Source organism: Endozoicomonas sp. GU-1 (assembly GCF_027366395.1).
Classification (GTDB): Bacteria; Pseudomonadota; Gammaproteobacteria; order Pseudomonadales; family Endozoicomonadaceae; genus Endozoicomonas.
Genome location: NZ_CP114771.1, coordinates 5,454,481 through 5,479,176 on the forward strand (window position 1 = coordinate 5,454,481; position 24,696 = coordinate 5,479,176).

24 protein-coding genes are annotated in these 24,696 nt (G+C 50.0%); 9 read left to right on the forward strand and 15 right to left on the reverse strand.

The genetic code is table 11. The features are described from left to right. Positions 1-339 precede the first annotated feature (339 nt). Entirely contained in the window at positions 340-1,713 is a 1,374-nt protein-coding gene (locus O3276_RS22880; RefSeq protein WP_269673367.1) for a hypothetical protein, read from the forward strand. Between the two features lie 48 nt (positions 1,714-1,761). Then, complete coding sequence (locus tag O3276_RS22885; protein ID WP_269673368.1) at positions 1,762-2,427, forward strand: metallophosphoesterase; 666 nt, start codon at positions 1,762-1,764, stop codon at positions 2,425-2,427. A 7-nt stretch (positions 2,428-2,434) separates the two neighbouring features. Here O3276_RS22885 and O3276_RS22890 read toward each other — a convergent pair whose 3' ends face one another. Together O3276_RS22890 and O3276_RS22895 are read right to left on the reverse strand one after the other, a co-directional pair. Further along, on the reverse strand, positions 2,435-3,103 hold the full coding sequence (locus O3276_RS22890; protein WP_269673369.1) for an NAD(P)H-dependent oxidoreductase: 669 nt from the start codon (positions 3,101-3,103) through the stop codon (positions 2,435-2,437). Between the two features lie 106 nt (positions 3,104-3,209). Further along, positions 3,210-4,889, reverse strand: a complete 1,680-nt coding sequence (locus O3276_RS22895) for an ankyrin repeat domain-containing protein (RefSeq protein ID WP_269673370.1) — start codon at positions 4,887-4,889, stop codon at positions 3,210-3,212. Positions 4,890-5,120: 231 nt separating this feature from the next. On the opposite strand from O3276_RS22895, the gene O3276_RS22900 reads away from it, so the two are divergent. Both O3276_RS22900 and O3276_RS22905 read left to right on the forward strand, forming a co-directional pair. Further along, on the forward strand, positions 5,121-5,609 hold the full coding sequence (locus tag O3276_RS22900; protein ID WP_269673371.1) for an 8-oxo-dGTP diphosphatase: 489 nt from the start codon (positions 5,121-5,123) through the stop codon (positions 5,607-5,609). Between the two features lie 143 nt (positions 5,610-5,752). Next, a complete protein-coding gene (locus O3276_RS22905) occupies positions 5,753-6,226 on the forward strand; it encodes an Hsp20 family protein (RefSeq protein WP_269673372.1) in 474 nt (157 codons plus the stop codon). Positions 6,227-6,229: 3 nt separating this feature from the next. On the opposite strand, the gene O3276_RS22910 is transcribed toward O3276_RS22905, so the two are convergent. Further along, complete coding sequence (locus O3276_RS22910) at positions 6,230-7,045, reverse strand: TatD family hydrolase (RefSeq protein WP_269673373.1); 816 nt, start codon at positions 7,043-7,045, stop codon at positions 6,230-6,232. Between the two features lie 196 nt (positions 7,046-7,241). Between O3276_RS22910 and O3276_RS22915 the strand changes: the two genes are divergently transcribed. Together O3276_RS22915 and O3276_RS22920 are read left to right on the forward strand one after the other, a co-directional pair. Beyond that, positions 7,242-7,676, forward strand: a complete 435-nt coding sequence (locus O3276_RS22915; RefSeq protein WP_269673374.1) for a hypothetical protein — start codon at positions 7,242-7,244, stop codon at positions 7,674-7,676. 28 nt (positions 7,677-7,704) lie between these two features. Continuing rightward, positions 7,705-8,244: a copper chaperone PCu(A)C gene (locus O3276_RS22920; RefSeq protein ID WP_269673375.1), complete on the forward strand. Its 540-nt coding sequence runs from the start codon at positions 7,705-7,707 to the stop codon at positions 8,242-8,244. 110 nt (positions 8,245-8,354) lie between these two features. On the opposite strand, the gene O3276_RS22925 is transcribed toward O3276_RS22920, so the two are convergent. Next, entirely contained in the window at positions 8,355-8,747 is a 393-nt protein-coding gene (locus tag O3276_RS22925) for a DUF2750 domain-containing protein (protein ID WP_269673376.1), read from the reverse strand. Positions 8,748-8,995: 248 nt separating this feature from the next. On the opposite strand from O3276_RS22925, the gene O3276_RS22930 reads away from it, so the two are divergent. Beyond that, positions 8,996-9,607, forward strand: a complete 612-nt coding sequence (locus O3276_RS22930; protein WP_269673377.1) for a hypothetical protein — start codon at positions 8,996-8,998, stop codon at positions 9,605-9,607. Positions 9,608-9,646: 39 nt separating this feature from the next. On the opposite strand, the gene O3276_RS22935 is transcribed toward O3276_RS22930, so the two are convergent. Both O3276_RS22935 and trhO read right to left on the reverse strand, forming a co-directional pair. Next, entirely contained in the window at positions 9,647-9,841 is a 195-nt protein-coding gene (locus tag O3276_RS22935) for a DUF4250 domain-containing protein (protein WP_269673378.1), read from the reverse strand. Positions 9,842-10,068: 227 nt separating this feature from the next. Beyond that, a complete protein-coding gene (gene trhO / locus O3276_RS22940) occupies positions 10,069-11,100 on the reverse strand; it encodes an oxygen-dependent tRNA uridine(34) hydroxylase TrhO (RefSeq protein WP_269673379.1) in 1,032 nt (343 codons plus the stop codon). A 147-nt stretch (positions 11,101-11,247) separates the two neighbouring features. Between trhO and nfsA the strand changes: the two genes are divergently transcribed. Continuing rightward, the gene (gene nfsA / locus O3276_RS22945) at positions 11,248-11,985 is read left to right on the forward strand and encodes an oxygen-insensitive NADPH nitroreductase (protein ID WP_269673380.1); all 738 of its coding nucleotides are present in this window, start codon (positions 11,248-11,250) and stop codon (positions 11,983-11,985) included. A 91-nt stretch (positions 11,986-12,076) separates the two neighbouring features. On the opposite strand, the gene O3276_RS22950 is transcribed toward nfsA, so the two are convergent. The 5 genes from O3276_RS22950 to O3276_RS22970 all read right to left on the reverse strand — a co-directional run bounded on the left by O3276_RS22950 (position 12,077) and on the right by O3276_RS22970 (position 17,551). Next, positions 12,077-12,784, reverse strand: a complete 708-nt coding sequence (locus O3276_RS22950) for a phosphorylase family protein (RefSeq protein ID WP_269673381.1) — start codon at positions 12,782-12,784, stop codon at positions 12,077-12,079. Beyond that, complete coding sequence (locus O3276_RS22955) at positions 12,784-13,185, reverse strand: SMI1/KNR4 family protein (RefSeq protein WP_163370593.1); 402 nt, start codon at positions 13,183-13,185, stop codon at positions 12,784-12,786. The genes O3276_RS22950 and O3276_RS22955 overlap by 1 nt, the downstream gene beginning before the upstream one ends. A gap of 103 nt (positions 13,186-13,288) precedes the next feature. Then, entirely contained in the window at positions 13,289-14,617 is a 1,329-nt protein-coding gene (locus O3276_RS22960; RefSeq protein WP_269673382.1) for a DEAD/DEAH box helicase, read from the reverse strand. Positions 14,618-14,622: 5 nt separating this feature from the next. Then, positions 14,623-15,975 (reverse strand): DEAD/DEAH box helicase, encoded by a 1,353-nt coding sequence (locus O3276_RS22965; protein ID WP_269673383.1) that lies wholly within the window; start codon positions 15,973-15,975, stop codon positions 14,623-14,625. A gap of 163 nt (positions 15,976-16,138) precedes the next feature. Then, positions 16,139-17,551, reverse strand: a complete 1,413-nt coding sequence (locus tag O3276_RS22970) for a hypothetical protein (RefSeq protein WP_269673384.1) — start codon at positions 17,549-17,551, stop codon at positions 16,139-16,141. A 183-nt stretch (positions 17,552-17,734) separates the two neighbouring features. On the opposite strand from O3276_RS22970, the gene rsuA reads away from it, so the two are divergent. Continuing rightward, positions 17,735-18,436 (forward strand): 16S rRNA pseudouridine(516) synthase RsuA, encoded by a 702-nt coding sequence (gene rsuA, locus O3276_RS22975; RefSeq protein WP_269673385.1) that lies wholly within the window; start codon positions 17,735-17,737, stop codon positions 18,434-18,436. Positions 18,437-18,514: 78 nt separating this feature from the next. Here rsuA and O3276_RS22980 read toward each other — a convergent pair whose 3' ends face one another. From O3276_RS22980 to O3276_RS22995, 4 genes are all read right to left on the reverse strand, one after another. Continuing rightward, entirely contained in the window at positions 18,515-20,611 is a 2,097-nt protein-coding gene (locus tag O3276_RS22980) for an F-box/WD repeat-containing protein (RefSeq protein WP_269673386.1), read from the reverse strand. A 2-nt stretch (positions 20,612-20,613) separates the two neighbouring features. After that, positions 20,614-20,964 carry a hypothetical protein gene (locus O3276_RS22985; RefSeq protein WP_269673387.1) on the reverse strand — a complete coding sequence of 117 codons (351 nt, stop codon included), beginning with the start codon at positions 20,962-20,964 and terminating at the stop codon, positions 20,614-20,616. Between the two features lie 560 nt (positions 20,965-21,524). Beyond that, positions 21,525-23,591 carry a methionine--tRNA ligase gene (gene metG, locus O3276_RS22990; RefSeq protein WP_442876548.1) on the reverse strand — a complete coding sequence of 689 codons (2,067 nt, stop codon included), beginning with the start codon at positions 23,589-23,591 and terminating at the stop codon, positions 21,525-21,527. A gap of 247 nt (positions 23,592-23,838) precedes the next feature. After that, on the reverse strand, positions 23,839-24,555 hold the full coding sequence (locus tag O3276_RS22995; RefSeq protein WP_269673389.1) for a hypothetical protein: 717 nt from the start codon (positions 24,553-24,555) through the stop codon (positions 23,839-23,841). Positions 24,556-24,696: the final 141 nt, after the last annotated feature.

Below are 24,696 nucleotides of genomic sequence, written 5' to 3' on the forward strand. Positions count from 1 at the left end.
GGAGTTCAATGGCAATCGGGTTTGGAACATCGATTAAGAATAGCCCCGGTTTTGGCAGCCGAATAAAACAATATGACTAATAATGAAATATCCGGGCCAGGCTTTGGCGAGGTCTTATATACCGTTAAGAAATAATGCTCCTTTCATGTGGCTGACTAAACCATCAGCATCTATCTTACTTAGCATTCCTGAGACCTGTTGCTGCGAGCATTGGATACGGATATTGGTGTTGACCCAGGCTGACATAATAGTTTGCCGCCTAATGGGGTGTTCATCCCCGGGAAGTCTGCTCACAACGGTTTCCAGTCATGGCAACAATTCCAGAAAAGAAAGCTTTTTATGAAAACAATGACCTTGTCCTGGGTTTCGCTGGTGCTTCTGCTGTTGGTTAGCCCGTTGATTGTGGCTGAAAACCGGCTGGATCCCATAAAGAAGTATATCCACAAGCATTTTGCCGATCAGCTGGAGATTACCCGGGAGCAAATAGAGCAACTCTCATGGGTGCTGGCTAATCCAGTGGTTACACCGGAGTTATCTACACAGTGGTCATCGGCGGCCATCCATCGGGAGGTGTCAAGAGCACTGTCCCGATTATATTGCCTGCAGCTGTTAAGAGACGGCTCACACGAGGCCTATAAGGCATTTGTGGCACCTCAGACTGACCCTGATACTCCCAGGTTGTCAGAGCCATCGTTCCAGCAGTTGTCCAGGGAGATTGCGGGGCTGGACGCTGTCCCTTATGAAGTTCTCCGGGCGACAGCCATTCTCGATGCGGTCACTTTATCACCGGAGGCACGTAAGCGCGCTGCTAAAGCTCTGGCTAAGCCTGTTCCTGAAAATTCGGTGGATTTCCTATCGGTTACAGCACCCTATGCTGAGAAGATCTACCCGCTGGCTCGCTCGATTATTACCAAACACCCTTCAGCTGCCCGGTTGTTTGAAATTGTCTATCTGCCCCATAGCCACCTTCGCCATATGATGTATAACGAGGGCTCTTTGTCCATGTATACCGTGCTTAACTCCGGGATACAGAACAAGAGCATCAGTCAAGATGATATGAATCTATGGTACGACCATTGGGTGGTAAATATTGCCGGATTCCGTGGCCATTTGGAGGCAAAAGGCTCCGTTTATCTCACCCAGAATACCTGGCGGTCCATGAATCAACTGAAGTTACTGCTGGATAGGCTGTCCAGGGAGCCGAAGCTGAACCCCATGCAGGTCTACCTGCAAAAGCGGGGGCAATGGCTGCAACTGAATACGTTGACCAGAAATCCCAATGAGTTTCTTGCCCTTGCCTCTCTGGGGGCCACTGCAAGGTTGTTTACCCCGGCCGAAGGCAGTGCGTTATACGCCAGCTTTAAAAGTCTGCCAGAGGATCAGCAGAAGCAGTGGGTTCAGCACAGCAGACGGCAATTAACGGCTTTGGCTGAACCACCCGCAACCTATGGGCCTGCCGTTTATGCCAATGCCATTGCTGTGGCCGGGTTACCGGAAACCGTTCGTAAAGTGCTGCCAGTGATGCTCAGGTTTTATCAACAGGCGGAACAGATGAGGGCTGAGGGCAAGTTAGCTGCTGATATGCCCTTGTCGTTCAGGGAGCTGGCCCGGGAGCCGATGCTTAACAACATTCTGACCAGTCACCGGCAATTCACCACCGTCATCAATCCCGATGATGGCGTGGCTAAACTGGTAATGAAGGATAAACCGTAAACATGGATGTACACACCTGAACGCTAATCAGAAATCCAGGGAGGATTTATGTTTTACCAGCATTTTCGTCAGAATATCGTTGGCCGTGATTTTGTTATTGGTGATTTGCATGGCATGTACGATCTCCTGATGTCCTCACTGGCCAATGTCGGTTTTGACCGGGAAAAAGATCGTTGTTTCAGTTGTGGCGACCTGATCGACCGGGGACCCGCTTCCGAGAAGTGCCTCTCTCTGATGGAGGAACCATGGTTTCACTGTGTTCGTGGCAATCATGAGCAGTGCATGATTGATACGGTCAGACAGCCATCCGCCCATGAGATTGCCCAGTGGGTGCTTTGTGGCGGTGACTGGCATCTGCAGGTCTCATCAGAAAGAATGAACAGGTATGCGGATATGGCTTCTGAACAGCCGGTTCTGATCTCGGTTGATCTTCCTGGCGACAGGCAGGTGGCCATTTGTCATGCTGAGTACCCGTTGCCGGTCTGGAATCCGGAGAAAATAGCATCTGATCCGGACCTCGTCCGGGCGATGCAATGGTCCAGGACCCGGATTCAAAGTGAGGATGATTCTGTGGTGGCCGGTATTGACCACATCTTCTGTGGTCATACCATTGTTGATCAACCGGTTACCCTTGGAAATACCCACTTTATCGATACCGGTGGCTTTGAGAGCAACTGCCTGACGCTGTTATGCCTCAGTGAGCTTGCTGAGTGACCGGAGATTAATGCCACTCGACAACTGCCGCCTGCCGGTGGCGGGTTTTTGGGTAAGGCTCGTTTTCCCGGTATCCAAAGGCGACCATCACACTGACGCCAAACTCCCCGCTATCCAGCAGACCCTCCTGTGCCATCAGTGGCTCCAGCCTGTCACGGTTGAAACCTTCAATCGGGCAGGAGTCAATGCCAATCTGGGCGGCTACGCTCATCATATTACCAAGGGCGATATAGGTCTGTTTACAGGCCCAGTCAAACATGGCCCTGGGTGACTCGGTCAGCCGGAAGTCACTGTTTTGAAAGTCGCGGTAGAACTCGCTGATCATATCCACGACATCTTCAGGCAGCTGTTTAACATTGCGCATGTGATCCAGGATGTATTCGGACTCATAATGCATGCTATTTTCTTTGCGGGCCAGAATGATGACAAAGTGACTGGCGGTGGGTAACTGTCCCTGGGCTCCCCAGCTGACGGTTTTGATCTTTTCCCTTAACTCAGGATTTTGGATGACCAGAAACTTCCAGGGTTCAAAACCAAATGAGCTGGGAGAAAGGCGCCCGGCATCCAGAATGAAGTTAAAATCCTCATCGGGTATTTTCCGGCTGACATCAAAGCTTTTGCAGGCGTGACGGAAATTGAAGGCATCCAGAATTTGTTTACGCAGGTCAGTGTTCATTGATCAGACCCTATACAACAGTGGTCGAGAGCTGCATTCTATTGGCATCCGGTTAAAATAGGAAGAAATCACAGAAATGACAGGCCTGACGTGCACATTTCAGCACTTAAACAATGCTCAAATCTCGAAAATCCGCTGCCAGACTGATTTCAGAAGCCGGTGCCCCATGACTCAAGAGTTCCATAACCAAAGTCGAACGTTTCAGCCGATTTGCTAATGCCAGAGGCGTCTCTCCGTTATCAAAAACACCACAAAGGTCAGCACCGCCATGAATCAGCTGCAATAAAATCCCGGCATTGTTATGTACAATTGCCAGTCGCAGTGCCAACCCGTGAAGGGCATTAACCTCTGCGCCGGAATCAATCAGAAACTGAGTGATTGGACTCCTACCCAAATGCACGGCAAATGCCAGCGGAGAGATAACAAACTGCTCCCTGCGCCTGAATAACTCATGGGGTATTATATTTGCCCGGGGTATAGAATAATTTGGAGAACAATTCACCGACGCGTGGAAATGCTCAACCAGCTCTCTGACATGGTCGATATTATTGGCGATAATGGCCTGGGTCAGCGGTGTAAGACCTCGAAAATCGGCGTTATCAATCCTGGAGCCCCGCTCGATAAGTGCCTTGATGCAGTCCTGCTGCCAGGCATGAGTAGCAATGCACAGAGGACTGAGGCTTCTTTTGCCATTGGACAATACTGTGGATTCCAGACTGGCACCAGCATCTGCCAGTAAATGAATCATTTCAACACAGCCGTATTCAGCTGCGTACCCAAGAGCGGTCTGAACATCGTAAGGCTTATCAATCTCGGCACCGTTGGCAAGTAACAACTTGACGGTCTCCAGTTGATTATATCTGGCTGCACTGCAGATTATCCACCCATCCATGGCGTTGACATCGACTTTATGGGTGATCAAGAGTTTAACGATATCCAGCTTGCCAAATCCAATAGCAACCCACAGTGCCTCACCAGTCACTTTGGCATCTTTCGATATTAACAACTTAACCAGCTGTGCAGCAGAATCCGAAGTAACAGAACTGACAAGAGGGGTATACCGGATTAACCTGTTGCGCAAAATGATCTCTAGCGTATGGTTAATGTCAGCTCCGTTATCGATCAATTTCCGAACCACGTTGACGTGGCCATGATGAGTGGCGAACAGGAGTGATGAATTTAAATCTTTGGCACCGCGCTCAATCAAACAGCTGACCAACTCCACGAAGCCTTCGGTGGCGGCCAGTTCAATGGGAGAAAGTTTACCGAACGCCTCTGGCAAATTAATATCGGCCCCCTGGTCAAGTAGAAACTTGACAATCGGTACATGCCCGTTGATGGAGGCAACATGAATGGGCCTATAGTGTCCCAAGCGGTCCTCAAGCTTAATTTTTCCGGAAATCAGCGATGGGTCTTTCTCCACAGCGCCGATCACTGTAGCGACACTTCCGTCCTGACAAGCCTTGAACAGCTGCAGTTTCAGGCTTTCAGAACTGCTTGCCAGAGATGAGTATCGGTCATCATTCAAAGCAACAATATCAAGAGTTTTGGGCGTTGTATTGCAAAGGATGCAAGCCCAGTCACCCAGCTGGCGACTATCAATCCAGATATCATTGCAGGCGTTATGGAATCTGTGCTGACATGGCAATATCACAACAGACCGTCCACTGAACAATGGGTCCCTGCATACAATGCATTTTTCAGGAGCTGACTCGGGCAGAGCACTCGCTGCTAACGGAGGGCCCGCCAAAGAACCGGGCAACAACTCTGAATGAATTGGATTCATTGTTAAACTCCTGGATTAGACGAAGACAATTAAGTGCCTCATGAGCCGGGGAAAGAACTCCAACTGTCAGGCACTGCGTTATAACCGTTGTTGTATGACCTTTTGGCTCCTTTACCAATGCAAGACTAGCGCAGAAAAGCGTTAATCCCCATAAACAAAAACATTATCAATAATGCTGCCTCCCAACGCGAAGCTGAGGTATGTTAATTATCTTTAAGCAGGAATTGATTGATGCAATCATTGCAGGATATTGACTGGAGCTCCTGGCAGGCCAAAGACCCCGCTACGCTGACATTTGTTATCAAGGATGGGCAAATTCTGCTGATTCGTAAAAAGCGTGGCCTGGGGGCCGGAAAAATCAATGGGCCGGGAGGACGACTTGAGCCCGGTGAATCCCTGCTGGAGTGCGCCATCCGCGAAGTGCAGGAGGAACTGTGCATCACCCCGGTGAATCCTGAGTTCTGTGGAGAGAGCTGTTTCCAGTTTACCGATGGCTACTCTATTCACGTGCATACCTATGTGGCAAGGGATTTCACCGGCTCACCGACAGAGACGGATGAGGCCATACCGCTGTGGTTCTCCCTTGATCAGATACCCTATGAAGAAATGTGGGCAGACGACATTATCTGGTTACCTGAAATGCTGAAGGGGAACAGGTTCAAAGGACGCTATCTGTTCGATGGTGACCGGATGCTGGATTACCACCTGGACATTTTTTAAAAAAAATAACACGCAGGGGTTGGAATCGAATTAAACGTACATATATTAGGGTTAACAGTGGCTCAAAGCAGCACTGTCAACCAAGGCTTGTTCATAATGAAAAGCCGATTTGATCAACATATTGCTCCATTGAGGATATGACCATGCGTACCTTTGATTTTGATTTCACTCCCCTGTACCGTTCTGCTATTGGCTTTGACCGGATGGCTCACCTGCTGGAGTCCATGAATGCCGGGCATTCCCAGACACCCCGGAATAATGGCTACCCTCCTTACAATATTGAACTGCTGGATGAGAACGAATACCGTATCACCATGGCAGTTGCCGGCTTTGCCGAAGATGAACTGGAAATAGAAAGCCGTGAGGGTGTACTGATTGTCCAGGGCAAGAAAACGCCAGACGATACTGAGCGAAAATACCTTTACCAGGGCATTGCCGAGCGTAACTTTGAGCGCCGTTTCCAGCTGGCTGACTACGTCCGTGTCACCGGTGCGACCATAGATAATGGTCTTTTGCATATTGATCTGGAACGTGAAATTCCAGAGGCGATGAAGCCAAGAAAAATCAATATCGGTAAGAACAAGCTGCTGGAAGCTGAAGCCGCCGATGGTGCTTAACCATCATATTCTGAATAGCGTACGACAGTTATGAGAGGTGGCTTCTGCCACCTCCGGCAAAGAGACTCCTCGTAGTTCCGCCAGGCACTCAGCCACCAGTTTCACTCTTCCCGGCTCATTTCTCTGTCCCTGATAGCCATTCAATGGCATATCCGGAGCGTCTGTCTCAAGCACAATGCTGTCGATTGGCATAGTGGCTGCCAAGTGTCGTGTTTTACGGGCTCTCGGGTAGGTGATACCGCCACCAAACCCCAGCTTAAAGCCTAACTTCAGATATTCTCCGGCCTGTTGTTCACTACCGGAAAATCCGTGAATAATCCCGGCCCGCTCCGGTTTGTATCGTCGCAGTACTTTTAAAATATCATCATGACTTTTCCGGCCATGAATAATCAGTGGCATCTGGTGCAGACAGGCCAGTTCAACCTGGCCAGTGAACAGCTCGAGTTGTTTGGCCTTTATCTGGGGAGTCATGTTCCGGTCAAAAAAATCCAGCCCGGTTTCCCCTATGGCAACGACCCCGGCGGGACGTTGTTGTAATAGCGTATCCAATACATTCAGATGTTCGGGATGATGTTCAGCAATAAACCAGGGATGCAGACCAAGGGCCGTTACAATACTTACGGGACTCACTTGCGACAGTAATTCTGACTCATTAATCAGGGAAGGCCATTCCACCTGTTGAGTGGCAGGGATGCAGATGTGACTGACGGCTGCCTTTTCTGCCTGACTCAACACCTGTAAACGGTCCTCATCAAAGACTGAAAAATTAAGATGGCAATGGCTGTCGAACAGAGACAGCGGATCGTTCTCTTTTGTCACAGCTGATTTTACCTCTAAAAATGAATTTCAGGAGAATGTTCTTCTGTTCTCCGTTAGTAAAAAGCCTATAATGCCCGCCTGCAAGTCAATTTTGATTCAAACAATGATGAAAAACCTGTCAAGGCACTTATCCCGGCTGCTCCTTCCGATAGCATTATTACTTGGCTTACTGCTGGTATTTTACGGATCCCGCTTGTTGAACAAGAGTGAAAATGCCGTCGATAAACAGAGGTTTCAAACGGTTGCTTATTGCAACACGTACAAAGGGTGTCAGAGCAGGGTAGGGAATGGTTCGATCAAGCTTAATATTTTGCCGGCGTCCATACCGACGGGGCAGCCACTGGCTATCAGGGCAGAAGTTTCAGGGCTTGCTGCTGAAAAGGTCAGCATGGAGTTCGTCGGGCGTGATATGCCCATGGGGTTGATGCCATTCAATTTACAGAAACAATCTGGACATTTTGCAGACACTGACCTGTATACTGGTACCGGCAATATCGCTTTTTGTACCACCGGCCACAACATGGTCTGGATAGCCAGGCTGAAAATGGAAACCAGAGAAGCGGTATATCATGTTCTTTTTGAACTGGACCCTTTAGAAGCAAACTCACAGCAGATTGCTATCCTCCCATAATACTTCTAATGAATAGTGGAGTTGATTAATGAAAAGCGGAACGATTTTGTATGCCAGGGCAGTCAGGGTTATGGGAACAATCGTACATAGTATGATGGCTCTGATGATGCTACTGACTGCGCACACGGCAATGGCTGCACAGGGCGGGCACAGTCATGCTCACTCAAAAGAGCACTCTGAACCAGCGTTGCAGTTACTGAACGCCAGTGCCCGCGCTACCAAGCCGGGTATGTCCTCATCAGCTGCTTATATGACCATCTACAATGGTACTCATCAGGCCGTACAGATTCGCTCATTAAGCAGCCCTGTTGCCGGGAAAACAGAGCTTCATACCACAGAAATGAACAATGGCATGATGAAAATGCGCCGTGTGGATAACCTTGCCATCAACCCGGGCGACAGGTTGGAGCTTAAGCCCGGTGGCTATCATGTTATGTTGATGGGCCTTAACAAGCCTATAGCCAAAAACAGTAAAGTGCCGGTGACGATCACTTTCAGTAATGGTGATCAGAAGACAGTGGTTGCTCATGCCACGGACGAGATCAAAGGCCAGCATATGGCGCATTGAGTAAGCGGAACTATTCCTGGTCATACACAGCAGCGGCACAGATCAATGGCTTTAACCCTTGATGTCTCTGTGCCTCTGTGGTTAAAAGAGTATGGTTAAAGAGGGTGGTCTTATCCCTGCTCCAACTCGCCAAGAATGGCTTCCTGCAGTTCAGAAGGTGTTACAACAAGCCCTTCTTCTTCATTAACCGGGAATATGGCCAACATGGTGTTATCCCGCTCCAGACCGGGCGTCCAGCGTTCCAGCCACACTTCCAGGTTGATGGCTTTTGGCTGGCAGTCTGACCAGTCATCCACTGCCCAGGCTTTGGCGAAATCAGGGTGTGGCCAGACGGGCAGACACTCTTCACCATCACTGGATGACAGCTCTACCCAGCCCTCGGGGCTGTGCAGGCTCCAGATCTCTTCCCAGTCCGCCACTTTTTTCAGAAAGTAATCATAACGCTCATGGTCGGCCAGCTTCTGAATGGATTCGAACTGTTTGTCGTTGAGTTTGTAAGTCATCAGTCATCAACGCTAATGCATAAAATAGTGGAGGGGAGTGTATTACCTGCGCAGGATTGAAAGCAAATGGTGCGGTAGAATGGTGTTCAGAATTCCGGACAAAAAATAATAACGGAAGAAAAAGCCCTGGAAGCTCTGTTTGGCGATGGGTTTGCCAACTATAAATAGTCAATAAGGCGTTGGCTCTGGGCTTACTACTACTAAAACGGTATAGTCCGCCCCCTGTTTTATAGTCTGTTTTGTGATCTATGAAGTTGTATAGTGCACCGCTGAAAGCTTCTCTGTTGGTGGGGCTGATTCTGGCGGCCAGAGAGCTTTGCCCATTTTGGCCCACTATGGCTTTCATGGAAGATGTTCTGTTTTTCCTGGCCGGTCTGATTGTCGGCATTCGATTGCCGGATCTGGATTTAGTGATACCGGGGCTGTCCCACCGTTCAGCAATAACCCATTCCTGTATTCCTGCGCTGGTGGTTTGGGCGTCCGGTTTTTCAGCCGTTGCCGCAGGTCTGGCCCTGGGAACTGCCTTTCACCTGTCGTCTGATCTGCAACCCAAAGCCTGGACCGGTGGCGCACTGATCAAGTTTCCGTTGCTGGGCAGTATCGGGATGCTGTCGCCCATCTGGTTAATTGCCAATGTGATTGGTTGTCTGGCGATCTTTATGGAAGTGGTTTCCGGTGAACCTGTGGATGCCCGGCTGATGATAATGGCACTCTGTTTAATGGGGGCTGGCTGGTATTTTTTCCAGGAGGAAAAGCGCCCACTGTTACCGTTGATGACCCTGGGGTTTGCCATTTTGCTGGTTCATGCGGTACGGGGAGGGGCTTTATCGGTAAAGCAGGTGTGGCAATATTTTGTTTAGGGTCTGTTGATGTTTTTGTTACAGACCCTCAATTGCCGGTCAGTCATGAACGAACTGATTATTGATCGACTGATAATGAAAACGGATTTTATGAAGCTGGCTTTCGATCTCCTGTTTACTCATGTCCATCTCATCGGCCAGCTGATCCAGTGAGTTGCAGGTAAGCCTTAGCTTTTCGTTGACAATGCCCAGAAGGATAAAAGGGTTGAGGTTCTCGGGGTTTTCGAGTTCCATGGCGACACTCCGTTCAAGTCAGCTGATGAAAAAACACCACTTGGCTGTACTTATACCAATTCCGCCTTCTAAATATGAGATCGAGCAAGTCATTTTGGACAGCTGGGCAAGGCGGAATGACGAGTAATAGCACGGCTATTGCGAGGAATTCCAACGAAGATCCAGCTGTTCAAAATGGCTGCGCAGTTCATATTTAGAAGGTGGAATTGGTATTAAACATAGCTCAGCTATTTAACTTTGCCTGCCCGGGTTCTCAGTTGCTGTTGCCTGCGTTCGTCTTTCTTTAATTGCCGACGATGGACAACGGTCTTGGCAACTTCTGCGCCCATGTGGGCTTCACCTCGTGCCCTGGCCAGCTGCATCTGTTTTTCACGCTCGGAAAACCGTGCTTTTTGCTGTTCGCTCAGCAGGTCAAAACAGTGCGGGCAGCTGACACCCTGTTGGTACATATCACTTTGCTTATCGGCTTCCGTAATGGGTAAACGACAGGCGTTGCACTGGTCGTAGGAGCCCGGCTCAAGGTCATGATTTACCGTCACCCGTTCATCAAAGACAAAGCATTCACCTTTCCAGAGTGACTGCGCTTTCGGTACTTCTTCCAGGTATTTCAGGATGCCGCCTTTCAGATGGTAAACCTCGTCAAAGCCTTTTTCCTTGAGCAGGGCTGTGGACTTCTCGCAGCGTATGCCGCCAGTGCAGAACATGGCCACCTTTTTATGAGTTTCAGGATTCAGGTTGGCATCGACGTATTGCGGAAACTGCCGGAAGGAATCTGTCTTTGGATTGATGGCGTGCTTGAAGGTGCCCACCTGAATTTCGTAATCGTTACGGGTATCCACCACAAGGACTTCTGGATCACTGATCAGGCTATTCCAGTCTGCCGGTTCCACATAGGTCCCGACGGCCTTTTGTGGGTCAATGTCTGCCACTCCCATGGTGACAATCTCTTTTTTGAGTTTGACCCTGGTTCTTTTGAACGGCATGGATTCACTGAGGGACTCTTTGTATTCAATGGGGTTCAGGCGGGTATCCCGGTTAAGCCAGGCCAGCAGCGCATTGATGCCTTCCCGGGTGCTGGCCACGGTGCCGTTAATGCCTTCCCGGGCCAGCAGCAGCGTTCCTCTGATATGGTTTGCTTCCATGGTTCTGAGCAGGGGTTCCCGCAGGCTGGTGAAGTTCTTCAGGGTAACGAATTTATAGAGGGCACAGACCACGATATGAGCGTCTGTTTGAGTGTTTTCTGGAGGCGAGAGTGTCATTGTCTTTATTGTCCTTGGTCAGCGGTCCGGAACGTAAATCCGGAGCCAGATCCGGGAGGGCAATTCTAGCAGAGGCAGGCAGCCTTGAAAAATCCAGCCAAGGCTACAATAGTGCAGAATAATAATGGCCAGATTAAGAATAACACCATGACCCAACCGGTAATTGAACTGCTGCAATCGCACCGCTCCATTCGCAAATTCACGGAACAGCCGATCGAAGAGTCCTTGTTGAGAGACTTGATCAGCGCAGGCCAAAGTGCCGCTACATCCAGCAATTTGCAGGGTGTCAGTGTTATTCGGGTCAGCAACCCTGAAACCCGCAAAGCCATGGCAGAGCTTGCCGGTGGCCAGACCTATGTGCAGCTGGCGGCTGAGTTTCTGGTGTTCTGTGCTGACCTGCATCGCTCTGGCTGGTGCTGTGAACAGTCGGGCAACACCATGGCAGACGGAATGACCGAGCATTTCATTATTGCCACGGTTGATGTTGCCCTGTTTGCCCAGAACGTGGTGGTCGCTGCTGAGTCAGAAGGGTTGGGTATCTGCTATATCGGAGGCCTGCGCAATGACCCGCAACAGGTCAGTGATTTGCTGGCGTTGCCGGAATATGTCTACCCCGTTTTTGGCCTCTGCCTTGGGTACCCGGATCAGAATCCGGAGTGTAAACCCAGACTGCCGCTGGCAGCTGTGCTGATGGAGGAGCATTACCAGCCAGTGAATAAGGCGCTGGTGGCTGAATATGATGAAACTATGAGAGCCTATTACCAGCGACGGACCGGAGGTAAGCTGGATCGGGTCTGGTCTCAGGAAATGTCGGCCCTGCTGGGTAAAGAATCCCGCTCTCATATGAAAGCGTTTCTGGAGAAAAAAGGGTTCAGGATGCGCTGACGTTTTTGACTGCACTGAATCAACAGCCAACAGGCTTGTGGATCAATCTGTAACTGCGTTATTGAAAAGGGCTGCCGTCGGCAGCCCGGTTTTACTTGATATTGGTTAATACCCTGATCAAGGTTTCGCTCAGCTTTTGGCTGGCCTTGCCCAGGTTGTTCAGAAACTGTTCAACATTATCCAGTTCGATATCGATATGATCGGTCACGGATTTGATCGGCAGGAAGTCGATGCCGTAAAGATGAGCGGTGGCAGCAACGGCGGCACACTCCATCTCTTTGGCCATTCCCTGGTTTTGCCTGATCCACTGCTTGTCGATATCCGGCATATCCAGGGAGTTGCCTGTGGTGACCACCCCAAGCTTATGCTCAATACCCTGAAAGTATTCGGGACGATAGGCAGTGGGATAAGCGCCCATGGCAAAACGGTCAAAGCTCTCCAGGGGAACCCGGTGGTCATGGTAAACCACCGGCTGGTCGGAAGTGATGATATCTGCAATGTCCGCATCGGCTGAAAAAGCACCGCAGGTGCCCGCATTAATGATCAGCTCCGGAGCAAACTCAACAATGGCGGACTGGGTATTCAGCGCGGCAAACTCAGTGCCTATCCTGTCGACACCGTACTCACTGGATGTGCCATTCAGGGAGATCATGATGGTATTACCAGCAAACTCACCCTGAAAGCGGGGGAAGTGACTTTGCAACCGGGGATCGGCGGGCAGTGCCTTGAGACCCAATTGATCAATGATTGGCCGGGCTTCCGCTGCCATGGCCATAATGATCAGAATTCGTTTCGACATTAGCTCTCCAGCCAGATATCCCGGGCCCATAACCAGATGGATGGCCAGCTGTCGTCAGTCACTTCACCGTCAGCCCAGCGAACCACTTCCCCTTCTTCGGAAATGCCATAGTATTCACCATTGCATTCACAAATGGGGATCAGCTCTCTCGGCAGACCTTCAGCCCAGGCATTGGCTGCGACTTCCGGCAGATAAGTATGGGATTGGGGATCAGTGACCGTCACCGGTTCAATGGAGCCATAAATAACATCACTGACGTGCAGCAGAAACTCCCGGAGTTCGTAGGGAAGGGGAATCAGAATCTGTTCTTCCACTTCCACCAGCTGGTCTTCATCCGGCAGTTCCAGCGGGACTGACACATCCAGAGCCCGTTCCCGCAGTTCTTCAATAATATCTTCCATTGTATGCGACCTTTTTCACCCGCTTTCTACGGTGGGAATACACGACAGAGAAAGGGTATTCCCGGTTTATTACTTTTCATCCGGTTGAAATGAATCAGCCAGATCAGGACTTCCGTTTTTTCCCGGAGAAAACAGCAGGCCTTTTCTTTGGCGCACTACCTGAAGGTTTTCTGGTGCTGCCATTGCGTGATTGATTACCCGAACGTTGTTTTATCCCAGGCTTTCGGGCGTCAGGTTTGCTGCGCTTGTTGCGGGTTTTACCGGCGGGCTCATCAATCTCAGCAGGACGCACCTCGCCATCTTCAAAGTAGGGCAGAGGTTCTATTTCCAGTGGTTTTTTGATCAGCTGCTGGATACCGGCCAATAACTTTTTCTCTTCCGGGTTAACCAGGGAGATAGCCCTGCCTTTTTGTCCGGCGCGGCCGGTGCGGCCGATGCGGTGCACGTAGTCCTGGGGAATTTTGGGCAGGTCATAATTGATGACCAGCGGCAATTGTTCGATATCCAGGCCTCTGGCGGCCACATCCGTTGCTACCAGAACATCAAAATAGTTATCTTTAAAATCTTCCAGTGTGCGAATACGCAGGTACTGACTTTTATCGCTGTGAATGGGCTGGGCATTGATGCCGTCTTCTGCCAGCAACTCGGCAACCTTGTTGGCGGCTTTTTTGGTGCGGACAAACACCAGCACTTTCTGCCAGCGACCACCATGGATGAGATAACTGAGAATCTCCGGTTTATCCTGCTGGTCCACCGGGTAGAAAGACTGGGACACGGTGTTAGCGGCAGAGTTGGGGTTTTCCAGTTCAATCGTGACCGGATGGCGCATGAATTCATGGGCCAGCTGTTTAATGTCTTTGGAAAAGGTGGCGGAGAACAACAGGTTCTGACGTTTTGTCGGCGCGTTTTGCACAATGCGTTGAATATCGTCACGGAAGCCCAGGTCCAGCATCCGGTCGGCTTCGTCCAGCACCAGTATTCTCAAGTTGTCCAGCTGGATATGCTGCCGGTTGATCATGTCCACCAGACGACCGGGTGTCGCCACCAGGACATCAACGCCTTCTTTCAGAACCTGCAACTGATCGTCAATATCTACGCCACCATAGACGGCAGCTGTCTTGATAGCCGTGTGCTTGCCATAGGTCTGGAAACTATTATCAACCTGAATGGCCAGTTCCCGGGTAGGGACCAGCACCAGGGCGCGGATGGCTTTGCTGGCTCTCATCTGCGCCAGCCGGTGCAGGATTGGCAAGGTGAAACTGGCGGTTTTACCGGTGCCGGTCTGGGCAGATGCCATCAGGTCACGGCCAGTTAAAGCCATGGGAATCGCTTTGGCCTGAACCGGGGTGGGATTCTGGTAGCCCGCTTCGTTGACTGCCTGAATCAGCAACTCATCCAGCCCAAGAGCGGAAAAAGGGAGGTTATTGCTCATGTGTATTATTTCCTGCGCTTGGGTGGTTCAAAACCGGAATCGGTTGAGGTGGTTGCAGTGGTGGGTTTGGCTTCGGCCGCCGGTGTGCGACGTTTGCCCACGTTCTTCTGCTCCCGGTGACGTTGTTTATCCGCCGGTTGTTTTTTACCAGCGCCTTTTTTACCGGCCGGTTTTTTCTTGCCGGCGGCTTTGCCGGAGCTTTTCAGCTTTTTGGGGCCTTTATAGCTGCCCGGCAGTTCTTTGATGGTGCGTTTCTCAAACCGCAGCCGGAGGTAGCGTTCAATACCCGACATCCGGTTCCATTCGTCCGGCCCAATCAGGGAGATGGCCAGCCCCTGTTCTCCGGCACGTCCGGTACGGCCAATCCGGTGGACATAGTCATCACCGTTACGGGCCATTTCCAGGTTGATAACCAGTTCCACGCCTTTGATATCCAGGCCACGGGCTGCGACATCGGTGGCAATCAGAATGTTGATCTTGCCATCCAGCAGCAGGCGCATAACGTGCTTGCGCTCCCGCTGGTCCATATCCCCGTGGAGTACGCCGACCTTCAGGCCTTTAACCCGGATTTTGCCCACAAACTCCTCAGCCCTGGCTTTGGTATTGGTGAACACCAGGGCTTTGCCATAGGTTTCATTCCGAAGCAGCCAGATCAGCTGTTTTTCTTTATGGGCGGTATCGTCCGAGAGAATAATCTGCTGGTGGATATTGGCGTGCTTTTCCTGGACAGAATTCAGCCGCAGACGGGTAGGATCGCTCAATACCTGGTAGGCCATTTCACCCAGGCCCCGGGCTTCCAGGGTCGCTGAGAACAGGAAGGTCTGGCGTTCGCCATGGCACTCTTCCACGATGCTCAAAACATCGGGACCAAAACCCATATCCAGCATACGGTCTGCTTCATCCAGTACCAGGTATTCCAGGTCACTGAAATCGTGGTTGCCGTTTTTTATATGCTCAATCAGGCGGCCGGGGGTGGCAATAAGGATCTCCGGGTTTTTGCGCAGAGTGTTCACCTGATGGCGATAGTCCTCACCACCAACGATCAGCCCCGCCTTGATGTAGGTATAGCGTGCCAGGGCTTCACACTCTTTTAACACCTGCAGACCCAACTCCCGGGTAGGCACGAGCACCAGTGCCCGGGTACTGGTTTTCGGTGAAGGGGTGGTGTGCATCTGGTTGAGCATGGGCAGCAGAAACGCTGCGGTCTTACCACTGCCGGTTTCTGCGCTGACCATCAGATCCTTGCCGGTCATGGCCAAGGGCAGGGTTTGTTCCTGAACCGGGGTGGCCTGTTCAAACCCGAGTTCAGTGAGTGCTTTTTGCACCCGTTCATGGAGAGCCAGCTCAGAAAAAAGCAATGGGGAGTTCCTCGACCATAGGGGAAATACGGTTTTCTAGAAGGGGGATAAATGGTGATGTATTTTATGACTGATGACGTGAAAAGCCAATATGTGAAAATTCATAAAATAGTGAGTGGTTTGGGATGGTTAAAGCAATTCGTGGAATGTTTAACATGTACGTTCAGGGTTCCGGTTCCTGATGGTCAGATTCCTCTGGAGGCAGGGAGCGATTAAGAACGGTTATTTCTGGCTCGACAAGTTCGCTGACGGAGCTCGCTTTAATAATAGCTTCGTTACCAAATTTACCGGTAATCAAGTGTTTTGTCGGTATTTTGGCTGTCAACTGGGCAGGTAAATCCAGAAATTGTAATGATGTTTGCGAATATTCTTCTAATTCGCGTCTTTTAATGTCTTTATCGTTGTTTAATCCATCAAACAAGGTATAGTGCGGGTGTACTTGTATCCCGATAGGACCGCATTCTCCATGATAATACCCGCTGGCTTGTCCATTAAGAAACTTCTTTAAGTAATACCGCCCACCGCCATGGGAAATATCAATCAGCTGATTTTCGTCAAAAACCATGCCTGTCTCGGATATCTTATCCACCCAGCGTTCATACATGTCATCACTGTCTGTTTTCTCCTGAGTCTTTGGTGGTTCAATTTCTTTAAGATAACTATCCAGTTCATTGATTAACCACATGCCTATGACCCGACAGGCTTTGCCTGACCACTGTTTGTCATTTGACAATAGCTGTTTGTGAAAGGCAACGAAAGCGAGGCTTAAATTCTCATGCCTGAAGGGAATATGATATTTACTGCCTGCTCTTGAGCCGAGGGATGCACAAATATCCATAAATAAGTCTTTATTTTGTTTGAACACACAGCGGTGAATGAGGTATTTGACCAGGGTAGCCGTTTCTGGACGGGCTGATTTATCCATAAAATCGCTACTGTCCAGCCAGTCCATAATGACCTTTTCTTCCTGATCAGGGAAATCCAGACTGAGTCCCAACGAAACCAGTATTTCCTGATCAATAGGCTCGGGCTTCATACTAAGAGAATCTGAGCCTTCACTCAGAAGAGGTATTTGTTTCTTAAAGCGTTGAGCTATGTGATCGAACTCATCAGGTAACTCACTCTGGGGATTTTGACTCTCATCGGGAAAGAGGTATTCGTTCACATATACGGGGGGCTGTGGTCCAGAATTTTGGAACTCCGGGCGGGCGGGGCTGAAGCTTCGTTCCCACACATTTGACCCACTACCGGAAAGGCTATCAGCGTTAAGTTGAGCAGGTTGGGAGGTGGATACAGACGATGATCTGTCCCTGGGATTGATCCCTTTTGTCAATTGAGTTTCATCTGCTGGTGCTAATTCCTGTACACTTCGCTCCGGTAGTACAGTCGAGAGGCGGTCCTCAGGGGCATGGCTCTTCAACGGTGATCGTCCTTCTGCAAGGGTGACTTTTCGACCGAGAAAAAAACCAATGATTCCTTTGATTATCCCCTTGATTCCCTTATGAGCTTTATATTCATATTTAAAAGCGTCATAACCTGTCAGTTGAGTAGTATTTCCCTTGACAATGACAGCCATAAAATATCCCTATTTTTGGAATGATTGTTATGATAACAACTTTGCAAAAAAATGGCGATCAGGTCACCGGGAGCCTGCCGGGCTTATTGATAGGCGCGAATGTTCCCCAGCTCCTTGCATTGTTACTGGCTATAACGCTCCTTTGATATTAACATCCCGCTTTTCATGCAGAGTCTTCCCCGAATGCGTTTAGATAAATACCTCTGCGAAAGTACCGAACTCTCACGTGCCAATGCCAAAAAATGTTTGCACCGCGGTGAAGTGACCTGTGATGGCATTGTGGTAAAAAACAGTGCCTTCAAGGTGCCGGATACCTGTGAAGTCCGTTTGCTGGGTGAGCTGGTTAAAGCTCGCGGGCTGCGCTATATCATGCTCAACAAACCCGAAGATACCCTCTGTTCCAATGTGGATGAGGTCTATCCATCGGTTCTCTCGTTGCTGGATATTCCCAAAGCTTATTCACTCCATATCGCTGGCCGCCTGGATGCAGATACGACAGGGCTGGTACTGATTACCGATGATGGGCAATGGTCCCATCGCCTGACCTCGCCGGTAAAAGTGTGTGGCAAGCGCTATCGCGTGCAATTAGCCGACCCTCTGCCAGAAGATACGACCGCAGAACTGATTGAGCGGTTCGCCAGCGGTATTGAATTGAAAGGTGAGAAAGCTCCGACCAAGCCTGCCTTACTGGAAGTTCTGACACCCTCAGAGGTATTGTTGACCATTACTGAGGGTAAATATCATCAGGTTAAGCGTATGTTTGCGGCCATTGGCAATAAAGTGATGAGTCTGCATCGCGAACAGGTTGGGGATATTGCCCTTGATCTATCCCTGAGGCCGGGGGAGTGGCGCTATCTGACCCAGGATGAAATCGACTCAGTGTAATCGACAGACCCGGAAGAATAGCAAATAAGCCCTGCTAATGAATGCCACCTCGCAACAGGCGCTATGCTCAGACAGTCTCTAACCATTCAACTGTGGATCAGCTTGCGGACTATTTTTGCATGGAGGCGGCAACGGCAAACAGGTAAGTTTCGAGGGCGACGGTGGCGCTAAACCCTTCCCATACAGGCACCAGACTTTAAATTGCGTGGTATCAAGGCTTATGGTGACGATATGGCTGCTGTTGGCATTGAATTCTGCCAGGCCGAGCCGGTAAGAGTGGTGCAGGGAGGCTTTTACCGGTAACTCTTTGCGATCAGCCTCAATGCCAATGATCAGGGCTTTGCCGCTGCAGTCACAGATGGCAACATGGGAGCCATCGTGGTTAAACTGACCTGATTGAACCCCGCTTTCTGGTACAATATTGCCAATTTGCAACCACTGGCCACTGGCATTACGAGAGTGGATTCTGGCTTGGTGATTGACGCTGTGGTTTGTTGAGTTGTTTCCGGACAAGGTCAAAATTCGGCAGCTATCAGCGCTGAATTGGGTGGAGGTGATTTGACGTTTATGGGTAATGGAATATTGCTGTGACCAACTCCTGTGGTCTACATCAAACTCGTAGATTTTCGCCGAGCAATCATCACTGGCTGTTATTATCAGGAGACTATTGGGACTAAAGCGGGCAGAGCTAACCCGCCCGGTATGGTGAATAATCGCTTTAAACTGCCAATTGTTGCCGGTGTCACAACTGAAGATTTTGCAGGTATGATCGCTACTGGCCGTCACGACATGTCTGCTGTCAGGGCTGAAGAAAGCTGTCCAAATCCATTCTGAGTGGGTGATGTCGGCTTTTTTTGTCCAACGGCCATCGGCATTAATGCTGTAAATCGTTGCTGCCTGGCCGCCATTCTGATTACGGCTGACGGTGATGATATGGTTGCCATCCGGGCTGAACCTGGCTGAGAACACCCTGCCATTATGGTTCAGGGTGGTTCTTGTCAGCCATGTGCCGTTGGCAAACTCATGGATTTTTACGGTGTGATCATCACTGGCAGTCACTAGCAGGCGGCTATCAGGGCTGAATTCAGCTGAATTAACAACCCCCTCATGGGTAATCCTCGCTGTTAATGCCCAGCAGCCAGTTTGATCCACTGAGCAGATGCATGCACTCATATCATCACTGGCCGTCACTGCATGGCGACTATCGGGGCTGAAGGTGGCGAACCGGATCTCCTTTTCATGGGCAACGAAGAGTTGCCCTGCCCAGCAGTCAGTGGCAGTACGGCTGGAGATTTTTACCGCCCGGTAGCCACAGCTGCTCATTATATGGCGTTGATCAGCGCTGAGGGAGACCGCCCTGACGCAGCCCCAGCGATGAATGGAGATCTCCCTGTGGTCAAGGTTCTTCGCTGACAGGACATGAATTTTTGCACAGCAATCGGCACCGTCACAGTTGGTTACCAGGTAGCTGACATCACTGGGAGTGAGTAGGCACAGGTCGGATTTAAAGGACTTGCACTGAATGTCTGATACTAAACCCGGGTTAAAGACTGGAAAGTCAAACATGAGTTTAGCCACCCGGTAAAACAGGCGTTGAGGGAACGATGTTATCTTTTGCGGGTTGCAGGCCTCAAGGTCGTCTGTTGCCTCCCCGGCCAGCTGGCTGCAAAGACGGCTGACCAGCACTTCATCACGGGTAAACTGCATAAGCCAGGCTTTCAGTTTGTGTTGGCTGATGTTTTTCGCGATCCGGGTGAATTGCTGCTGTTGTGATGTCTCGAACTGTGCGTACCATGCCTGGCTCCTGACGGTCAGCAGCCGGGCGGCTAAATTCCTTAAATCCAGACAGGTTTTTTCTATCGCCACAATATCTCTGTGTGAAAGATAACCCAAAATCCGTAATAAAGGTTCACTTGGCATGGCCAGTAATGGAAAGCAGTTCTGGCCGGGAACAATGGTGACATCGTGGCTGGTGCCATTTTCTGTCGGATCATTGGTCTCAGGTAACGGCTCATTTTTGACGGGCGAAACCTCAGTTTCTGTTGTCATTTTAGCGATTTTACTGGGCTGTCGATGATCGCATGTAGAATTTGCCTGTCTTTTTTGAGGCGTTACGGTCTCAAAAGCTAAAGCGTTATAGTCATTAGGCAGGCCAACTTTATTATTGGTATTCATCTTTAAAACTTCCGGGGTATGGCGTATGGGTGATCCTGGTTAATGGCGTGATTTAACTCGTGCGGTGGCTTTGAGTCTTCCTGAGGGAACAGGGATTTAATATCTTCGATCGGACGTACATGGAACTGGGTGAGGGTGTTTTGTAAAGGAATATGACAGGTGTCAGCCCTGGAAAAGGTTACCGGAACTTTGTGGAGTTTATCGTTGATTGACTTGCCAGCAAAAAATCGGTAACGGTCTTCCTGGACCTGGAAGACATGTAACAGGAGGTAAGTGTTGCCGGAATTGCTACCGTAAGTCTGCAATTGGAAAGCTGCACCGACATTGTTCGCTGTTATTTTGGGGCTCTGCATACTCTTATTCCTTTAAGCTTGTGATTGGTATGTTGTTGAGTGTCAAACAGCCACCGTTATAAGACAGGTTTCTGAAGAAAAAGTTCATGGGAAGAAGTGTGACCGTGTTGGTAGGATCGGGTTCAGTTTCATTTGCTGAGATCGCCTTATACCAATTCCACTTTCTAAATATGAACTGCGCAGCCATTTTGAACAGCTGGATCTTCGTTGGAATTCCTCGCAATAGCCCTGCTATTACTCGTCATTCCGCCTTGCCCAGCTGTCCAAAATGACTTGCTCGATCTCATATTTAGAAAGCGGAATTGGTATTATCTGATGCAACCGGGAAAACGACTGGCTTGCAATGCGCTGATGTTTGAGAACCAACCGATCTGTTTTCGGTCAGCGTGCTGGCTGGACAAAAAGACTGGAGTTTTACCGGGGATCAGGCTCAGTGGTTTGGTATCGACGCCGGGCGGATAAGAGAAGGAGATCAAGCGGATATCGTGGTAATCAGCCCGGTGATATGGACGTAAGAGCGCAGCTCTCGGGCTACGCTCTGTTTCCATGGCTGAGGACGATTACATCACCCGCATGCCAGGCTGGGCACCTTCGTGAGGCTCAAGAATCCACAGATCCTTACCGCCGGGGCCTGCGGCCAATACCATGCCTTCACTCACACCAAACTTCATTTTACGTGGCGCCAGATTGGCCACCATAACCGTATGTTTGCCCACCAGGGCTTCTGGTGCATAGGCAGACTTGATGCCGGCAAAGACATTGCGAGGTTCGGGTTCGCCAATATCCAGGGTCAGACGCAGCAGTTTGCCCGCCCCTTCCACCAGTTCGGCGTTGATAATTCTGGCGATACGAAGATCGACCCTGGCGAAGTCATCAAAGATGATTTCGTCAGCAACAGGGTCTTTCTCTAACCATTCAGAAGAAACAGCAGACGTTTCAGCTGGCTTATTGGATGATTCCATCTGGGCCAGGACCTCCTTACTGGCTGCGATCATGGACGCTACTTTATCGGCTTCGACACGGGTCATCAATGGTTCAAATTTATTGACGTTGTGATCCAGGAGCAGGGTCTGGCTGTCTTGCCAGGTGAGAGGGGCAACATTGAGGAAGGCCTCCGCTTTCACCGTCATGGCTGGCAGTACCGGCTTCAGGTAGATCATCAGCAGTCGGAACAGGTTGATGCCGGTGCTGCAGATGTCATGAAGTACCTGTCTTTTCTCAAGAGAGTTGCCCTGTTCTTTGGCAACTACCCATGGCTTCACTTCGTCAATCCAGGCATTGGCTTTGTCTGCCAGGGCCATGATCTCACGCATCGCCTTGCCAAATTCGCGGCCTTCATAGTGCCCGGCAATACGCTGTGCCGCTTCCTGGAAGTCGGCGGTGAGTTCCGGTGCACTGTTATCAGAAGAAAGCCTGCCGCCAAAACGCTTATTGATAAAACCGGCATTACGGCTGGCAATATTGACCACCTTGCCCACCAGATCCGAGTTTACCCGTTGGATAAAGTCATCGGTATTCAGGTCAAGGTCATCAATACGGTTGGAGAGTTTGGCGGCGTAGTAATAACGCAGATACTCAGGGTCCAGGTGTTCCAGGTAAGTCCGGGCGGTGATGAATGTACCACGGGACTTGGACATCTTTTCACCGTTGATGGTCAGATAACCATGCACATTCACACGGGTTGGGGTGCGATAGTTGGTACCTTGGAGCATGGCAGGCCAGAACAGGCAGTGGAAGTTGACAATGTCCTTGCCAATAAAGTGATGCACCTCGCACTGGCTGTCTTTCTGCCAGTACTCATCAAAGTTCAGGTCATCGCGGCGCTGGCAGAGGTTTTCAAATGCCGCCATATAACCAATGGGCGCATCCAGCCATACATAGAAGTATTTACCGGTTTCTCCGGGGATTTCAAAGCCGAAGTAAGGCGCATCACGGGAGATGTCCCAGTCCTGCAGGCCAGCATCCAGCCACTCCGCCAGTTTGTTGGCAATTTCCTCGGAGATGGTGCCAGAGCGGGTCCACTGCTTCAGGAAGTCAGCAAAATTCGAGAGTTTAAAGAAGAAATGCTCACTCTCTTTGTCCACGGGGGCGGCACCGGAAATGGCTGACCGGGCGTTTTTCAGTTCTGCTGGTGAGTAAGTCGCTCCACAGGCTTCACAGTTGTCGCCATACTGACCAGAGGCACCACATTTCGGGCAGTCACCCTTGATGTAACGGTCGGCCAGAAACATCTGTTTCTCAGGATCATAAGCCTGAATGATATTGCGACTGACAATATGGCCCTGTTCCTTCAGAGCCAGGTAAATTGCTTCTGAGAGCTTGCGGTTCTCTTCTGAGTGGGTGGAGTGGTAATTATCAAACGCCACATGGAACTCGCCAAAATCGCGAATCCGTTCGATGTTAATGCGAGCTACCGACTCTTCCGGTGAAATGCCCTGTTTTTCCGCATGGAGGCTGATGGCGGTGCCGTGGGCATCATCGGCACAAACGTAGGTGCATTGGTTGCCAGACAGTTTCTGGAAACGAACCCAGATATCAGTCTGGATGTATTCCACCAGATGCCCCATATGCAAAGGGCCGTTGGCATAGGGCAGGGCACTGGTGACAAGTATTTTGCGTTGGCTCATGCGATTCTGTCTTGATGGTCGGATAAAAAAACGGGTATGCGGCATTATACAAACTGTCCAGGGGAAAGCCTATTCGGAACAGTCCTGCGTTAGCCTGGCATTAATTGGAAGGCGAGGCACTAAGAAGTGAGGCAAAGACGTTCTATCCGATCCCGAACCGTTTTCGACCTCGCTCATAACCCCTGCCCCTGAAAATGGCATGTCCAGGGGCAAGATCGGTTCGGGTAAATTAACGGCAGAATGGGTATTAGGGTTTACTCAACTGCTGTCGAGGCTGGACATCATAAACAGCTAATATCCTTAACACGTTTGCCAGGTTTTTATAGTCCATTTCCTCAGGGCCTTCTGATGGCTGAGGCTCGGGAGAGTCAGGTCCCTCAGTTGACTGCAAACGACGTAATTGCTCATTTTTGACGGGTAAAACTTCAGATTCTGGTATTTTTTTAGGGGTTTTGCTGGTTTGTAAAGGATCGTCTGTAGAATTTTCCGGCCATTCTTGACCGGGTACCAAACGATCGTATTTCTGTTGTAGGGCGTAATCTCTACTTATCGCCTCCTTAACAGCGGCTTGACATTGACCCTCGCCATGGAGTTCGTTATACCTGCGGAAGTTGATATAGTTATTCTTTATGTAGACATCGACAAGCCTTCCTTTGATATATCTGTAAGAGGGTAGATACTCATCAGAAGCCAGCTGCAGAGCCTCCTGATCACTCAAAACCCAAGTTGAACTTTTATCCATAAGTTCTTTTATCTCCGGGAAATGATTATTACGACCAGTAGCAAATTCGTAAAGGCACTGAAGCAGTATCGCCCTGTCAATCCCTACAACACAGACCTTATGTCCGGCAAAGGAACCAGGTTGGGCTGGGCCATCATCTCCACCGCTTTTACCTGATGCCTCTGAGGGGGCCAATGTTTGGACCTGCGAGGAAGGATTCGAAAGTGATCCAGAAGAAATCATAAATACTCCTTTAATCAATAATTGTTATTAATGGAAACGGTACATAAGGCTCAACGTGTCCGTTTCGCAAAGGAACGCAATGAAATATATCCCTGAAAGGCTATTCTCAAACGGCCTCCTGGGGAGATATTTTTAAATGCG

Bases quoted from the DNA above. Each gene is read 5' to 3' on its own strand.
- O3276_RS22895 (WP_269673370.1), bottom strand. From the start codon at position 4,889: ATGAATCCAATTCATTCAGAGTTGTTGCCCGGTTCTTTGGCGGGCCCT.
- O3276_RS22925 (WP_269673376.1), bottom strand. From the start codon at position 8,747: ATGACTTACAAACTCAACGACAAACAGTTCGAATCCATTCAGAAGCTG.
- O3276_RS22950 (WP_269673381.1), bottom strand. From the start codon at position 12,784: ATGTCGAAACGAATTCTGATCATTATGGCCATGGCAGCGGAAGCCCGG.
- O3276_RS22930 (WP_269673377.1), top strand. From the start codon at position 8,996: ATGAAGTTGTATAGTGCACCGCTGAAAGCTTCTCTGTTGGTGGGGCTG.
- rsuA (WP_269673385.1), top strand. From the start codon at position 17,735: ATGCGTTTAGATAAATACCTCTGCGAAAGTACCGAACTCTCACGTGCC.
- O3276_RS22890 (WP_269673369.1), bottom strand. From the start codon at position 3,103: ATGAACACTGACCTGCGTAAACAAATTCTGGATGCCTTCAATTTCCGT.
- O3276_RS22885 (WP_269673368.1), top strand. From the start codon at position 1,762: ATGTTTTACCAGCATTTTCGTCAGAATATCGTTGGCCGTGATTTTGTT.
- O3276_RS22980 (WP_269673386.1), bottom strand. From the start codon at position 20,611: ATGAATACCAATAATAAAGTTGGCCTGCCTAATGACTATAACGCTTTA.
- O3276_RS22905 (WP_269673372.1), top strand. From the start codon at position 5,753: ATGCGTACCTTTGATTTTGATTTCACTCCCCTGTACCGTTCTGCTATT.
- trhO (WP_269673379.1), bottom strand. From the start codon at position 11,100: ATGACACTCTCGCCTCCAGAAAACACTCAAACAGACGCTCATATCGTG.
- O3276_RS22995 (WP_269673389.1), bottom strand. From the start codon at position 24,555: ATGATTTCTTCTGGATCACTTTCGAATCCTTCCTCGCAGGTCCAAACA.
- O3276_RS22955 (WP_163370593.1), bottom strand. From the start codon at position 13,185: ATGGAAGATATTATTGAAGAACTGCGGGAACGGGCTCTGGATGTGTCA.
- nfsA (WP_269673380.1), top strand. From the start codon at position 11,248: ATGACCCAACCGGTAATTGAACTGCTGCAATCGCACCGCTCCATTCGC.
- O3276_RS22960 (WP_269673382.1), bottom strand. From the start codon at position 14,617: ATGAGCAATAACCTCCCTTTTTCCGCTCTTGGGCTGGATGAGTTGCTG.
- metG (WP_442876548.1), bottom strand. From the start codon at position 23,591: ATGAGCCAACGCAAAATACTTGTCACCAGTGCCCTGCCCTATGCCAAC.
- O3276_RS22985 (WP_269673387.1), bottom strand. From the start codon at position 20,964: ATGCAGAGCCCCAAAATAACAGCGAACAATGTCGGTGCAGCTTTCCAA.
- O3276_RS22970 (WP_269673384.1), bottom strand. From the start codon at position 17,551: ATGGCTGTCATTGTCAAGGGAAATACTACTCAACTGACAGGTTATGAC.
- O3276_RS22935 (WP_269673378.1), bottom strand. From the start codon at position 9,841: ATGGAACTCGAAAACCCCGAGAACCTCAACCCTTTTATCCTTCTGGGC.
- O3276_RS22880 (WP_269673367.1), top strand. From the start codon at position 340: ATGAAAACAATGACCTTGTCCTGGGTTTCGCTGGTGCTTCTGCTGTTG.
- O3276_RS22900 (WP_269673371.1), top strand. From the start codon at position 5,121: ATGCAATCATTGCAGGATATTGACTGGAGCTCCTGGCAGGCCAAAGAC.
- O3276_RS22920 (WP_269673375.1), top strand. From the start codon at position 7,705: ATGAAAAGCGGAACGATTTTGTATGCCAGGGCAGTCAGGGTTATGGGA.